Here is a 13,976-nt window from a genome sequence, read left to right as displayed (position 1 = left end):
ACCACAAAGGGAAATAACTCCACTTTCCATCTACCCCCTTAAGGCCGATTCATACTAAAGAGAGCAACAAAGTTAGTAAGAAAAAGAGGGCTCCCAGCCAGGTGGAAATCTTCATGAAAAACTCATCCAAACCCTTCTTTTTCCCAAACAAGCTCTCCGCTCCTCCAGCGATAACCCCGGAAACCCCCGCGCTACGGCTAGACTGCAAGAGTACCGTGGCTATAAGGGCCAGAGCAACTAAAATCTGAAGAACTAATAAGATACTGTGTAACACCTTCTCACCCCCTTGTCCCCTAGAGGTGCACTTTTCTGGCCACGGCAATAGTATAGCACATTTATTTGCAAAGCGGTTTTATTGTAGCACATATCCTCTAGCTTTTCAACTTAAGGTTATAAAAAGCACCTAGCCCAGCATAAGTGGCTGCCGCGTCCAGATCTTCTTCAATGCGCAAAAGTTGATTATATTTGGCCACCCGGTCGGTACGGGAAGGAGCGCCTGTCTTTATCTGGCCTGCATTGGTAGCCACCACAATATCGGCAATGGTAGTATCTTCAGTTTCCCCAGAACGGTGGGAAACGATGGCCGTATATCCTGCCCGCTGGGCCATCTCCATGGCCTCCAGGGTCTCCGTCAAGGTGCCGATCTGGTTTACCTTAATAAGGATGGAATTGGCCACTCCCTTTTCAATACCCTGGCGGAGCCGCTCTGTATTGGTGACAAAGATATCATCGCCTACAAGCTGGATCTTATCCCCTAGCCGCTTAGTCAAGAGCTGCCAACCTTCCCAGTCGTCCTCCGCTAGGCCGTCTTCTAAGGAAATAATGGGATATTGATTCGCTAGGGAAGCATAAAATTCGACCATTTCCTCGCTGGTGCGGGTGACTCCTTCTCCAGCAAAGACATACTTCCCATCTTTATACAATTCGGTAGCCGCCACATCCAGACCTAAGAAAACATCTTTCCCGGGTTGGTATCCTGCCTTAGTGATGGCCTCCAAGATAACTTCTATGGCTTCCACATTGGAGCGAAGATTGGGCGCAAACCCGCCCTCGTCGCCAACAGTTGTGCTTAACCCCTTACCCTTTAGGACGGCTTTAAGGTGATGGAAAACCTCCGCTCCCATGCGCAGGGCTTCGGCAAAGGTTTCGGCACCTACTGGAAGGATCATGAATTCTTGGATATCCACGTTGTTATCGGCATGTTTGCCTCCGTTTAAGATGTTCATTAAGGGGACCGGTAAAGTATGGGCGTTTACTCCTCCCAGGTAACGGTATAAAGGTAGGTCTAAGGCTGCTGCTGCGGCCTTGGCTACGGCCAGGGAAACACCTAGAATAGCATTGGCTCCTAATTTGCTTTTGTTAGGGGTACCATCCAGCTCTATAAGCTGCTGGTCCACAGCCCGCTGCTCCAGGGCGTTCATCCCCACTATTTCAGGGGCAATGACCGAATTTACGTTGTTTACCGCCTCCTGTACTCCTTTACCTAAGTAACGGTGTTGATCGTTGTCCCGGAGCTCTATTGCCTCATGGGCGCCGGTGGAGGCTCCGGAAGGTACCGCAGCCCGGCCCCGGGCCCCGCTCTCCAGGACCACTTCTACTTCCACTGTAGGATTCCCCCGGGAATCTAGTATCTCCCGGGCAAAAATATCATTGATAATGGTCATCTTTAGCCACCTCCAAACTAAATTAAGGAATGAGCCCTCTGTTTTCCTTTAGCCTCTGCCGCTGTATTTACAATAGCCGCAAAGGAAATAGGATCTAGGCTTGCCCCCCCTACCAGGGCCCCATCGATATCCGGCTGCTCCATAAAGGAAGCGATATTTTCTGGTTTTACACTTCCTCCATACTGTATCCGGCAGCGCTGGGCCGGATCTTTCCCATACATCTTACCTAGAAGCTCCCGGATAAATCCGATGACCTCCTGGGCATCCTGGGGGGTAGCCGTTTTACCTGTGCCTATAGCCCAGACCGGTTCATAGGCCACAACCAACCGGGCTATCTTTTCCGGGGTGAGGCCTCCCAATCCTTCCTCTACCTGGCGCCGGCATACTTCCAAGGTTTTTCCATCTTCCCTTTCGGCCAGGGTTTCCCCTACACAGACAATAGGGATGAGATCAGAGCGGAAGGCAGCTTGGACTTTCTTACGTACACTAGCATCGGTTTCTCCGAAATATTGGCGGCGTTCAGAATGCCCGATAATACAGAAGCGGCAACCCAGATCCTTTAACATGGGCCCCGAAACCTCGCCAGTATAGGGCCCTTCGTCCTCCCAGAAGAGATCCTGGGCCCCTACACTTATGTTGGTTCCGGAAGCTGCGTTAACTGCCGCGGCCAGGGCGGTGAAGGGGGGGCAGACCACAATCTCCACCTGGGTCGCACCTACTAGAGGTTTTAAATCCTCCACCAGGCGGCGGGCCTCGCCAGCTGTCTTATACATTTTCCAGTTACCAGCAATGATTACCTGGCGCAAAGTGTTCCCCCTCTCTTAAGTAGCATCTATCTTATACCTTGTCCTTAAGGGCTACAACTCCAGGTAACTCACGACCCTCTAAGAACTCCAGGGACGCACCACCACCGGTGGAGATATGGGTTATATGGTCGGCCACTCCCACCTTCTCCACTGCTGCCACGGAATCCCCTCCGCCCACAATAGTGGTGCCTTTAACTTCGGCTACTGCGCGGGCTACAGCTTCGGTCCCTGCTGCGAAAGGTTCTACTTCAAAGACACCCATGGGCCCATTCCATACCACTGTGCGCGCCCCCTCCAGGGCTTTCGCAAACGCCTGCCTGGTCTCCGGTCCAATATCCACCGCCATCCACCCTTCCGGCACCTCCTCCGCCTTCACCACCCTATGGGGGGCCTCGGCAGAGAGATCTTGGGTTACTACCAGGTCCACAGGTAGGAGCAAATGCACATTTCTCTTGCGGGCTTCCTCCATGAGCTCAGAAGCTAAAGGCACCTTATCATCTTCTACCAAAGATTTGCCCATTTGACAACCCCTGGCTTTAAGGAAAGTGTTAGCCATGCCGCCACCTAGGAGGAGGGTGTCTACTTTACTTAAGAGATTGCGGATAACACCAATTTTATCAGATACCTTAGCTCCACCGAGGATAGCCACAAAAGGACGTTCGGGGTCGGCTAAGGCTTTACCCATAATTTCAATTTCCTTCTGCATAAGGAAGCCAGCAACGGCGGGAAGATAATGGGCAACTCCTTCGGTAGAGGCATGGGCACGGTGGGCAGCACCGAAGGCATCATTGACGTAAATGTCAGCTAGGGCCGCCAGCTTCCGGGCGAATTCAGGATCGTTTTTCTCTTCTTCTGGGTAGAAGCGGATGTTTTCTAAGAGAAGGACTTCCCCGGGCTTAAGGTTGTTTACCGCTTCCTCTACCTCCGGGCCTATACAAGCATCTACTTTTTTCACCGGCTTATTCAAAAGCTCGGAAAGCCTGCGGGCGACTGGGTTAAGGCGCAAAGTCTCATTTACTTTGCCCTTAGGCCGTCCTAGGTGGGAAACAAGGATGACCTTGGCCCCCTGCTCCATAAGATAACGAATAGTAGGCAGGGCGGCACGGATACGTGTATCATCAACTACTTCCCCGTTCTCTAGGGGTACATTAAAATCAACACGAACCAACACCCTCTTTTGGGCGCAATCTATATCTTTAACCGTCATCTTCTGCACGGGTAAAGCCCCCCTCGAAGAATGTATCCCTTAACGCCTCAATGGGAACGGCCGCCTTACAGGCGACCGCTCCCGGGAAGGAAAGTTTACAATCCCTTGGAAGCCATGTAGGCAGCTAGGTCCACTACTCGGTTGGAATAAGCCCATTCATTATCGTACCAGGCTATGACCTTGACCATGGTACCGTCCATGACCATGGTGGATAAGGCATCGACAATGGAAGAGCGCGGATCACCATTGAAATCCCGGGAGACCAAGGGCTCCTCACAATAACCGAGGATACCTTTAAGTTCTCCTTCGGCGGCTGCCTTAAAGGCCGCATTCACTTCTTCTACGGTAGTAGCCTTCTCTACATCAGCCACTAAATCTACTACAGATACGTTAGGGGTGGGAACCCGCATGGCAAACCCATTGAGCTTGCCCTTTAGTTCTGGCAATACTAAACCGATAGCCTTGGCCGCACCCGTGGTAGTGGGAATAATAGACATCCCCGCTGCCCGCGCCCGGCGCAGATCCTTATGTACAAGATCTAAAATGCGCTGGTCGTTAGTATAGGAGTGGGCAGTGGTCATAAGGCCTCTTAAGACTTTGAAATGCTGGTGCAACACCTTCACAACCGGTGCCAAGCAATTGGTGGTACAGGAAGCGTTGGAAACAATATGATGGTGAAGAGGATCGTATTTGTCTTCATTAACGCCCATCACAATGGTAATGTCTTCATTCTTGGCGGGAGCAGTAATGATAACCTTCTTGGCGCCAGCCTGGCGGTGGGCAGCCGCTTTAGTTGCATCGGTAAAAACACCTGTGGATTCTACTACGATGTCTACACCCAAATCCTTCCAGGGAAGCTTGGCCGGATCTTTTTCAGAGAAAACTTTGATCTCCCGGCCACCCACTATCATTACATCTCCCCGCGCTTCTACATCTACATTCAACCGTCCATGGACAGAATCATACTTTAGCAAATGGGCGTTGGTCTGGGCATCGGTGAGATCATTAATGGCTATAACTTCTACCTCGGGATTTTGCAAAGAGGCACGCATGACCAGCCGTCCAATGCGGCCGAAACCATTGATAGCAACCTTTACTGGCATCTATGTAATCCCCCTTCCAAAACCTTAGTATACCTGGTGAAAATGGAAATTATGAGTGCGGCGTTGGTAGCAATCACCTCTTTGTATTCAACATTGATGGGCAAAATCCTTTTTCCAGAAAAAATTTAAAAGGTGGCCTTTCCGGCCACCCCCTTAAGCTTCCACAAATCAATTGTACCTTTTTCGCCTAGCCGCTGTAGGGATGCCTAGCTCATCCCTATACTTGGCTACAGTCCGCCGGGAAATCTGGATTCCCTGCCGGTTCAAAAGCTCCGTAAGCTGCTGATCGGTTAGAGGAGCAAAGGGATCTTCCTTGGCCACGGCTTCGGAGATAAGTTTCTTTATGCTTTCTGCTGCAGCTACTCCATCCTTCTTGGTAATACCATTAGCAAAGAAAAATTTTAATTCAAAGAGTCCCTGGGGAGTTTGTACATATTTATTCGCGGTAGCCCGGCTAACGGTGGACTCGTGGAGCCCTAGAGCTTCCGCGACTTGGCGCATGGTCAAAGGCTTAAGGTATTTTATCCCTTTCTCCAAGAACTCCCGTTGTTCTTGCACTATCCTTTGTACCACACGATATAAAGTAACCCGCCGGTGCTCCATGCTGCGGATAATCCAGGTGGCCGCATTCAATTTGTCTTCTAGGAATTTACGTGTTTGGTAGTCACAAACGCCTTGTCGTAAAAGGGCCTGATAATGGGGATTAATCCTCAACCTAGGGGTGGCTACGTCGTTAATTAACACCACATAGTCGTCCCCCGCCCGTTCTACTATTACGTCAGGGATAATATAACGTACATCCCGCTGGCTCCCAAAAGTGCGGCCAGGTTTAGGATCTAGGTTCCGGATAAAGTCCACAGCAGCCTGTACTTCAGCCAAACTAAGACTGAGCTGCCGGGCAATTTTGGCGAGCCTCCCCTGGGCTACATCCGGCAGGAAATGTCGGATGATCTTTTCTGCCCCCGTCGGTACTTCTTTATAGTGGCGAAGCTGTAATAGCAAGCATTCCACCAGGTCCCGGGCTCCCACGCCGGGAGGATCAAACCCTTGGATTATCTCTAACACTCGCCAGACCTCACCGGGATGCACTTTAAGGGCTGTTGCTGCTTCCTTTACTGAAATTTTTAAATAACCGTTTTGGTCGATATTGCCAATAAGAAAGGTGCCGATGGATAGCCCTTTTTTATCCTTTACGCTTAAATTAAGCTGGAGAAGAAGATAATCGTGAAGGCCTGGGCCTTCGGCAGCCAGGGAATTATTAAAGTTGGGTTCTTCCGGATTTTCGCGGGGTACCCATACAAAGCCTAAGTCGCTACCATCAGCAAAATATTCTGCCCAGTCTAGACTTAACTCTCCTTGCTCTTCCTGCTGTATATTTAAGCCTTCAGGGGATAAAAACTCCCCATCTTCCCCTATCTCTAAAATAGGGTTTTCTTGAAGCTCCTGCTCTAGGTATTCGGTTAGCTCCAGGGTAGAGAGCTGCAGGATAACCATGGCCTGCCTTAATTCCGGGGTCATAACTAATTTTTGGCTCTGTTCCAGGTGCAGCCCTATACCGGCCCGCATCCCCTTCTACCCTCTTTCTGCCCCTTGTATTAATATTAATATTCTGTGTTCCTGGCTATTTTCCTGCCTAAACAGTAAAGAAACCAAAAACCGCTTAAAACAAGGGCTGTAACAGCTGCCAAGGGCACTTGGTCGTCTCGGAAAAGGTAAGGATGCCAACCTAAAATATAATCGACGTAATCATTGAGTATCAACCAAGCACCAGTTAAAAGGCCCTGCCATAGGTAAAAGGGCCAGTGGCGTAAAAAAAGGTAACCTTGAGCAGCCATGCCTAAGTGGCTTAAGAACAATAAAGCTTCTACCAGGGTTACGCTAGCTCCCCTTATCCAGTAATCCCCGATAACTACAACCGCCCACAAACCGTACTTGATGAGCGCTGCACAAGCCAACAGGCCCAAAACTTCTTTTACGGATTTGACACTTGCGCCCTTCCCCAAGAGCAACAAGGCTAAGGTCAAGGTAAAGAGAGAAGTGGAAAGGGGGCTATCCGGGGTAAAAATCCACCACGGCCAAGGAGTAGCTAGTAACTGCTCATAGTACCAGTAATACCCATAAAGGGAGCCTAAGAAGTTGATAATCAGTAGCCCTTTAAGAAAAAAGGGCTGGAATGGGTTATACCATAGTAAATATTTAAGAAATTGGAACATGGTTTGTAAATTTGGGCCTCCCCTTGTGGAGTAAAGTTTTAGACTTCACCTTCCCGTTTAACCACCCGGGCGGGTACTCCCGCAACTAGAGCTCCGGGAGGCACATCCTGGGTTACCACTGCCCCGGCCGCCACCACTGCCCCATCGCCAATCCTCACTCCGGGAAGGATGGTGACGTTAGCCCCCACTAGGACCCAGGAACCTATCTCCACTTTGCCCAAGCGGTATTCCCGAGGTAAAAATTCGTGACTTAAAATAGTAGCATTGTAGCCGATGATGGTATTATCGCCGATACTTATTAAGTCTGGGCGTAGTATATCAAACATAGCCATCAGCCCTATGGAAGCTGAAGGAGCCACTTTTATCCCCACTAGCCGCAGAAGAAAATTCTTAAACCTTAAAAAGGGGATAAAGCGGCTTAATTCAATAAGGCTAAAGTTCCAGATTACCCGCCACAGGGGAGTTATCCTGCGCCAATAGACCATGGAATTGCCCTTACTTACTGGAAACCTCTCCACTTGGCGCATCTTTGACTTCACTGCCCATCAATTTTTTGGCTAAGGCCTCCAGACGGCGGAGGCGGTGATTCACTCCGGATTTCCCTACTCGAGGAGTAAGCATTTCGCCTAATTCTTTAAGTGTAGCTTCTGGGTAGCGCAACCTCATCTCAGCTACCTCCCGTAAAGCGCGTGGAAGGTTCTCCAAGCCCAATTTGTCCTTAAGGAAGCTTATAGCCTCTACCTGCCTTAAACCCGTCTCTACCGCTTTACTTAAATTGGCCGTCTCGCAGTTTATCAGACGGTTTACCCGGTTGCGCATTTCTTTATAAACTAAAACATTTTGGTACTCTAGAACTGCAGCATGGGCGCCCATAAGGCTTAAAGCACGGATGATCTGCTCGCTATCTTTAAAATACAAGGCCACCCCCCGGGAGCGCTGGTGGACCCCAGGAGTAAGGTTTAGCTCCCTCATAAGGCGCTGCAGAAAACGAAGATCCCGAGCCTTTACCACCAGTTCCAGGTGGTGGCCAGCTCCTGGGCTGGCCAGATACCCGGAAGCCAAGAAACTTCCGCGGAGGTAAGCTGGACGACAACAAGGGTGTAAAGTTCGCTCCCTTTCTTGTAAAATTTTTTTATATCCATCCTGTGGGGTTACTAGATAATATAGATGGGTTTTGCGCCGGGTCTTAGAATCCATACTTTCTACTTTTACATTAAAGCCTGCCTCCTTAGCCAAAGAGTAAGCTTTACGAGCTAGGGCAGCGTTTTCCGTGACCAGCATGATGAAACCTTGGGGTAAGGTCTCCTCTAAGGGAGGTAAAGATGAAAAATGCCATAAAGCGGCCAGTTCGGCCAGGCGGCAACATTTACCCTTAGCCTGGACATGGGTTAGCTCTTCCTTAACCCGGGCCGAAAAGGAGAGCGGCATACTTTAAATTACCCCCGCTTCTATAGAGATACCTTATGTCTAGTAGATATAGGGAGGCGGCTTCTCTCCATCCGTTTCTGGAAGAAAAAGCAGAACTTACTTCGCGGCCTCCAAGCTCGGCGTTTATATAGCTCCTCCATGATCACCTGGGCCAGGCGATCAGGGTGGTGCCTTACTACTAGGGTCTCATCCACTAGCCAGGCCTTCCGGAGAGCCACTCCCATACGTGCCACCGCTGCCGCATCCACCTTTACTGGCTGGGCTCCCTTTTCTCCGTATCTTCTCCGAGCAGCCCAGGATACCGGGCCGCTATGGGCAATGACACAGTCTATAAGGCCGGGACCACAATGGGCTTGAATGGCCCGCACATGATCAGCTACAGTATAGCCTTCTGTTTCTCCCGGCTGAGTCATCACATTGCTTATGTAAAATACTGGAGCGTTGGCCTTACGCAGGGCTTCTGCTATACCCGGCACTAGAAGATTGGGTAAGACGCTGGTATAAAGACTTCCCGGCCCGATTATAATAGCCTCGGCTTGGGCTATAGCCTCCAGGGCTTTCTCATGGGGGCGACAATCAGGGGGATGCAAGAAAACCCTTTTTATGCGCTGGCCGGGGCAGGGGATGCGGCTTTCTCCCCAGACGATGGTCCCATCCTCCTTTTCAGCTCCCAACACCACCGGGGTAAGGGTGGAAGGAACAACCCGGCCGCCTACAGCTAAAACCCGTCCCAACTCGCTTATAGCCTTGTCAAAATCCCCAGCTATATCGATCATGGCCGCCAGCAATAGATTCCCCAGACTATGCCCGGCCAGCCCTTCTCCCCGCCGAAAGCGGTAGCTAAAAAGTTCTTCCATTAAGGCTTCGGTATCCGCCAGCGCTACCAGGCAATTACGGATATCCCCTGGTGGGGGTATTTCTAGCTCAGCCCGGAGCCGCCCAGAACTCCCGCCATCGTCTGCTACTGTAACAATAGCGGTAAGATTGCGGGTATAGTTCTTAAGACCGCGCAGAAGAACTCCTAACCCTGTACCACCACCGATGGCCACTATCCGGGGCCCTCCCTCCAACAGGCGCCGCCGATAAAAAACCTCCCATGGGCTTTTTTCCCGCGGCCATAAGACATGTAAAACCGAGCGTACTAGCCTATCAATGCCTAACACTAATAATAATAGCCCCCACCCGGCTAGGAAAATACCACTAGCTAAAGGAGAAATCCCCAGCCGCAGGATATAATCAGCCAGCCACAATAAGGTTTGTTCTGCTGAGGTAAGTAAGGTTAAGCCTAAGGCTATAGTAACTCCAGAAACAAGAAAGAAAAGGCCTAAAGCGGCTAAAAGTATAAAGCGTTTAACCTTAAGGCCCGGGTATAACCACTTAAAGCTCTGCAAAAGCCTCACCTCCTACGGCTTGAGGAGGCGCGCACTACATCTCTATGCTTCACAATAACCCGAAAATCCTCGTGCTTAAGCAGCTCTCCTATCTTGTTGGCCAAGGTCACAGAACGGTGCTGACCACCGGTACAACCTATAGCTATCACGAGATGCGATTTACCCTCTTTAATATAGCTGGGAATAAGAAAACGTAATAAGTCCATAAACTTATGCAAAAACTCCTGGGTAGCAGGAGAGCTTAAGACAAAATCAGCCACACACCGATCGTGGCCTGTAAAGGGGCGTAAGGCCGGGTTATAATAAGGGTTAGGTAAAAAACGGACGTCCATAACTAAATCGGCATCTAAGGGTAAACCGTACTTATATCCGAAGGACACCACTGTTACGGTCAGCTTCTGCCTCTGGGCACCAAATAATTCAGCTATTTCTTCTTTAAGCTGACGGGGTGTAAGTTCTGAGGTATCGATAACTTTGCTCGCCCGTTCCTTAATACTTTCTAAACGCCGGCGCTCTTCTAAAATTCCCTCCAAGATGCTTTCCCCTGCTAGGGGGTGGCGCCGCCTCGTCTCCTTATACCGCCGGACCAGAACCTCATCCGAAGCTTCTAAAAATAAGATTTCGTAGGGGAAGCCCTGCTCATCAAGGTAATCTAGAGCTTCCTCCAGACCTTCAAAAAACTTGCCTCCCCTGATATCCATAACTAAAGCTACTTTTTTATTCTCCTCTGGACCAGGTCCCTGTTTGCTTAGCAGTTCTACCAACCCAGGTACTAAGGAAGGGGGTAGATTATCAATACAAAAAAAGCCTAAATCCTCCAGGGAGCGTATAGCTTGGGTTTTACCAGCTCCCGATAAACCTGTCACAATTACCAGACGCCATTCCTCACCCTTATCCATAAAAGCCTTTACCTCTCTAGGATAAATTTAGTTAAAGCTTCGGCTACTCCGCCCTCATCGTTAGTACCTACCACATAATGGGCTTGGGCCTGGACAGCCGGTGGTGCATTGCCCATGGCTACGGCCAACCCAGCAAAATGGAACATATCTAGATCATTGAAACTATCGCCTATAACCATAATTTCTTTAGGACTTATCCCTAAGAGGTGGGCTAGGATAGCCAGCCCTTTGGCCTTGCTAGCTTCCCGGCTAATAACTTCTAAGAAATGGGGAAAGGAGCGGGTTATATATACGCTTTCCCCTAGTTCCCTCCGTATCTCCTCCTCCAGTTTATCTAACTCTGGACCATGATGGAGGGCTACAAATTTAATAGGTTCCTTTCTTAAGAAGGCTAAAATATCATCAACCCTGTGCAAAGGTACCCGGGCCTGATCAGCATAAGCCCGGTTTTCGGGGCGAACATCCTCCACATACAGTTCGTCGTCCACATAAACGTTGAAGGGGAAGCCGTAGGAGCGGGCTTTGCGGACCAGGAATTCTACTATACTTAAAGGCAAAAGCCTCTCCCACACAACTTCCCCGGAAACCGGGTTTTTAATCAGAGCTCCATGGTATACGATCAACGGAAGCTTTAAGCTTAACGCCTGGGCGAAGGGCAAGGCCGAGCGGAACATGCGGCCTGTGGCTAGGGTAACCCCTACACCTCTTTCCTGGACCTGACGGATGACCTCTCGCGCCCTAGACTCCACGTTAAAGGTGCTATCCAGGAGGGTGCCGTCGAGATCCAGGGCTACAAGCTTAATGGGTGACATCAGATCTCTCCTCTCCCTGTTACTTGCCCCGAACTATATTTTCGTTACCCCATACCTTACCCGAGTATTTCCTTAAGCCGGGCGGCAACAACCCTGTTCATGCCTTCTACCTGTAATAGCTCCTCCAGGCTGGCCCGCCGGATGTTCTCTACAGAGCCAAAATGACGGAGCAAGGCTCGCTTACGCTTAGGACCTATACCTGGAATATCATCCAATACTGAAGCTAGGGCCCCTTTGTCCCTGCGCTGGCGGTGGTAGGTAATGGCGAACCGGTGGGCCTCATCCCGGAGGCGTTGCAGGAGCCGCAAGCCGATGCTATCCTTAGGTAGGACCAGCGGCTGGGCATCCCCTTCCCGGAAAATAAGCTCCTCTCCCTTGGCCAGGCTGAAGGTGGGTATATCCTGTACTCCCAGGCGCCGCATAACTTCCCGCGCTGCCGAAAGCTGCCCCTGACCCCCGTCGATCAACACAAAGTCGGGACGGGCTGAAAACTTAGGGTCACCTTCAGCCAGCCGGCGGAAGCGCCTGGACAAAACTTCCTGCAGGCAAGCGTAATCGTTCGGCCCCTGTACATTCTTAATGCGAAAGCGCCGATAAGAGGAGGGATCGGGCCGCCCTCCCACAAAAACCACCATGGATCCCACTGCCTCGGTCCCCTGCAGGTTAGAAATATCAAAAGCCTCCATCCGCCAAGGAATAGCAGGAAGAGATAAAACATCTTTAAGTTCCTCCAGGGCCTGCTGGGAGCTAACCTCCTCCCTTTCCCGGGCTAACAAGTACTCCTTTAGAACAGAAAAGGCATTTTCCCGCACCATACTCATAAGCCTGGCCTTCTCCCCCCGCCGGGGGACTTTTATACTAACCTTGCTCCCTTTAAGCTGGGACAGCCAGGTAGCTATTGTTTCTTGATCCTCAGCTTCTTCCTCCAGAAGGATTTCCGGCGGTATCTCCACTCCCCGGCTGTAAAACTGCTTTACTAAGGCGGCCATCACTTCCCTAGCCTCCAAACCGGCCTGACCTTCCAGGAAAAAGTGCTCCCGGCCTATGAGTTTCCCTTCCCGGATGAAAAAGATCATACCTACAGCCTCATCGTGCTCCCGGGCTAGGGCAATAGCATCGCGATCCTCCCGGCCAGGACTTATCACCTTCTGCTGGGCTAGGACTTCTTCTATAGCCTTGATCCGGTCCCTTAACCGGGCTGCCCTTTCAAATTCTAACTTTTTGGCAGCCTCTTCCATTTCTGACCTCAACCGGCGTATCAGGTCTCCCTGTTTACCTTCCAGAAAAAGTATCATCTCCTGCACGGCTCGCCGATACTCTTCAGAGCTAACCTTACCCGTACAAGGGGCAAGACACCTGCCCAAGTGAGCGTTAAGACAGGGGCGGCTCTTAAGCTTTAAAGGAGTATCTCGGCAGGTGCGTAAAGGAAAAAGGCTCCCCAAAAGTTTTAGGGTTTCCTTCAAGGCCCCTACCCGGGTGTAGGGTCCGAAATATCGCGAACCGTCCTGTACTATGCGCCGCGTTACCTCTAGGTGCGGAAACTCCTCCTGTAGGGTGAGACGAAGATATGGATAACTTTTATCGTCCTTTAGGTTAATGTTATACCGGGGGCGGTATTCCTTGATTAAGTTACATTCCAGGGCCAGGGCTTCCACTTCATTATCCGTAAGAATATACTCTACATCAGCCACCTGCCGCACCAGGGCCTGGATGCGCGGCGGGTGCTGGCCGTGGAAATAAGAGCGTACCCGGTTACGTAAAGAAGCTGCCTTACCTACATATATAACTTGCCCCTGGGCGTCACGCATCAAGTAGACGCCAGGATGATCGGGGAGATGGGCGAGCTTTTCCTCCAGTAACATACTCTACCTTAACTCCCTAAAATTCCCGCGGTTTGCAAATGATCTCCTTAATTTTTGTGGCAAAAAAGTCCTGGGAATGGGCTGGCCGTAAGACTAAAGCTGTATCCACCCCTTCGCTAGTCCCACCGAGCGCCACAATGTCTACCCCATAAGGTATGAGACCAGCATCCAGGGCCATACCAGCTACCTCTACAGCCACCTTAGTACCCTGTCCAAAGAGCCGCAAAGCATTAGCAATGATCTCCGAAGGGTACAAACCTTGAAACTTAAGCCTTAAAGCCCGATCTAGCCCGGCCATGAGATGGGTAGTGGTTAAGACCTTAATACCCCCCTCTTCTAATTTCCGTCGCATATCTGGAGGCATCTCTTGCTCCCCTGGTCGCGCAAAGCCAGCCTGGTGAGTGACACATACCACTTCTAGGTCTTTATGACCTAAAAGCATCTGGGCAGAGTAACCTGTAACTGAGGCTATCACTAGGTGCTTAAGGCCTAAGCTTCTAGCTCTCTCCACCGCTAAGTTTATTGTAGCCTCTGTATGCTCTTTACCTGCCGTAGGCCAGTAAGTAGTCATCTAAAGCCCCCCTTATTTAA

The 13,976-nt window shown here is 50.5% G+C and carries 14 protein-coding genes; all 14 read right to left on the bottom strand.

The features are described from left to right. Nucleotides 1-49 precede the first annotated feature (49 nt). The 14 genes from secG to B9A14_RS02340 all read right to left on the bottom strand — a co-directional run bounded on the left by secG (nucleotide 50) and on the right by B9A14_RS02340 (nucleotide 13,956). Nucleotides 50-274 (bottom strand): preprotein translocase subunit SecG, encoded by a 225-nt coding sequence (gene secG, locus B9A14_RS02405; protein WP_084663672.1) that lies wholly within the window; start codon nucleotides 272-274, stop codon nucleotides 50-52. Between the two features lie 97 nt (nucleotides 275-371). Continuing rightward, a complete protein-coding gene (gene eno, locus B9A14_RS02400) occupies nucleotides 372-1,664 on the bottom strand; it encodes a phosphopyruvate hydratase (protein WP_084663670.1) in 1,293 nt (430 codons plus the stop codon). A 17-nt stretch (nucleotides 1,665-1,681) separates the two neighbouring features. Further along, nucleotides 1,682-2,470 (bottom strand): triose-phosphate isomerase, encoded by a 789-nt coding sequence (gene tpiA, locus B9A14_RS02395; RefSeq protein WP_084663668.1) that lies wholly within the window; start codon nucleotides 2,468-2,470, stop codon nucleotides 1,682-1,684. Between the two features lie 31 nt (nucleotides 2,471-2,501). Further along, nucleotides 2,502-3,686, bottom strand: a complete 1,185-nt coding sequence (locus B9A14_RS02390) for a phosphoglycerate kinase (RefSeq protein ID WP_084663666.1) — start codon at nucleotides 3,684-3,686, stop codon at nucleotides 2,502-2,504. An 86-nt stretch (nucleotides 3,687-3,772) separates the two neighbouring features. Further along, nucleotides 3,773-4,780, bottom strand: a complete 1,008-nt coding sequence (locus B9A14_RS02385; protein WP_084663656.1) for an ArsJ-associated glyceraldehyde-3-phosphate dehydrogenase — start codon at nucleotides 4,778-4,780, stop codon at nucleotides 3,773-3,775. Nucleotides 4,781-4,948: 168 nt separating this feature from the next. After that, entirely contained in the window at nucleotides 4,949-6,346 is a 1,398-nt protein-coding gene (rpoN, locus tag B9A14_RS02380) for an RNA polymerase factor sigma-54 (RefSeq protein ID WP_084663654.1), read from the bottom strand. Nucleotides 6,347-6,381: 35 nt separating this feature from the next. Continuing rightward, the gene (locus B9A14_RS02375) at nucleotides 6,382-6,993 is read right to left on the bottom strand and encodes a DUF1405 domain-containing protein (protein WP_084663652.1); all 612 of its coding nucleotides are present in this window, start codon (nucleotides 6,991-6,993) and stop codon (nucleotides 6,382-6,384) included. Between the two features lie 38 nt (nucleotides 6,994-7,031). After that, nucleotides 7,032-7,478 (bottom strand): acyltransferase, encoded by a 447-nt coding sequence (locus tag B9A14_RS02370; protein WP_269456754.1) that lies wholly within the window; start codon nucleotides 7,476-7,478, stop codon nucleotides 7,032-7,034. Between the two features lie 10 nt (nucleotides 7,479-7,488). Beyond that, the gene (whiA, locus tag B9A14_RS02365; RefSeq protein ID WP_084663648.1) at nucleotides 7,489-8,421 is read right to left on the bottom strand and encodes a DNA-binding protein WhiA; all 933 of its coding nucleotides are present in this window, start codon (nucleotides 8,419-8,421) and stop codon (nucleotides 7,489-7,491) included. Between the two features lie 20 nt (nucleotides 8,422-8,441). Then, entirely contained in the window at nucleotides 8,442-9,812 is a 1,371-nt protein-coding gene (locus B9A14_RS02360) for a gluconeogenesis factor YvcK family protein (RefSeq protein WP_084663646.1), read from the bottom strand. 5 nt (nucleotides 9,813-9,817) lie between these two features. Next, nucleotides 9,818-10,711, bottom strand: a complete 894-nt coding sequence (rapZ, locus tag B9A14_RS02355) for an RNase adapter RapZ (RefSeq protein WP_084663644.1) — start codon at nucleotides 10,709-10,711, stop codon at nucleotides 9,818-9,820. A gap of 8 nt (nucleotides 10,712-10,719) precedes the next feature. Beyond that, nucleotides 10,720-11,523, bottom strand: coding sequence for a Cof-type HAD-IIB family hydrolase (locus B9A14_RS02350; protein WP_084663642.1), 804 nt, complete (start codon nucleotides 11,521-11,523; stop codon nucleotides 10,720-10,722). A 56-nt stretch (nucleotides 11,524-11,579) separates the two neighbouring features. Beyond that, nucleotides 11,580-13,385, bottom strand: coding sequence for an excinuclease ABC subunit UvrC (gene uvrC / locus B9A14_RS02345; protein ID WP_084663640.1), 1,806 nt, complete (start codon nucleotides 13,383-13,385; stop codon nucleotides 11,580-11,582). A gap of 16 nt (nucleotides 13,386-13,401) precedes the next feature. Continuing rightward, complete coding sequence (locus B9A14_RS02340) at nucleotides 13,402-13,956, bottom strand: pyruvate kinase alpha/beta domain-containing protein (RefSeq protein ID WP_084663638.1); 555 nt, start codon at nucleotides 13,954-13,956, stop codon at nucleotides 13,402-13,404. Between the last annotated feature and the right edge of the window lie 20 nt (nucleotides 13,957-13,976).

The organism is Thermanaeromonas toyohensis ToBE (genome assembly GCF_900176005.1).
In the GTDB taxonomy this organism is placed as follows: domain Bacteria; phylum Bacillota; class DSM-521; order Neomoorellales; family Neomoorellaceae; genus Thermanaeromonas; species Thermanaeromonas toyohensis.
This window is presented reverse-complemented; position numbering and strand designations above follow the sequence as displayed.

What these genes read in the sequence shown, in the direction of transcription:
- uvrC (WP_084663640.1), bottom strand. Translation starts at nt 13,385, where the DNA reads ATGTTACTGGAGGAAAAGCTCGCCCATCTCCCCGATCATCCTGGCGTC.
- B9A14_RS02340 (WP_084663638.1), bottom strand. Translation starts at nt 13,956, where the DNA reads ATGACTACTTACTGGCCTACGGCAGGTAAAGAGCATACAGAGGCTACA.
- B9A14_RS02385 (WP_084663656.1), bottom strand. Translation starts at nt 4,780, where the DNA reads ATGCCAGTAAAGGTTGCTATCAATGGTTTCGGCCGCATTGGACGGCTG.
- B9A14_RS02370 (WP_269456754.1), bottom strand. Translation starts at nt 7,478, where the DNA reads ATGGTCTATTGGCGCAGGATAACTCCCCTGTGGCGGGTAATCTGGAAC.
- eno (WP_084663670.1), bottom strand. Translation starts at nt 1,664, where the DNA reads ATGACCATTATCAATGATATTTTTGCCCGGGAGATACTAGATTCCCGG.
- whiA (WP_084663648.1), bottom strand. Translation starts at nt 8,421, where the DNA reads ATGCCGCTCTCCTTTTCGGCCCGGGTTAAGGAAGAGCTAACCCATGTC.
- B9A14_RS02350 (WP_084663642.1), bottom strand. Translation starts at nt 11,523, where the DNA reads ATGTCACCCATTAAGCTTGTAGCCCTGGATCTCGACGGCACCCTCCTG.
- rapZ (WP_084663644.1), bottom strand. Translation starts at nt 10,711, where the DNA reads ATGGATAAGGGTGAGGAATGGCGTCTGGTAATTGTGACAGGTTTATCG.
- B9A14_RS02375 (WP_084663652.1), bottom strand. Translation starts at nt 6,993, where the DNA reads ATGTTCCAATTTCTTAAATATTTACTATGGTATAACCCATTCCAGCCC.
- rpoN (WP_084663654.1), bottom strand. Translation starts at nt 6,346, where the DNA reads ATGCGGGCCGGTATAGGGCTGCACCTGGAACAGAGCCAAAAATTAGTT.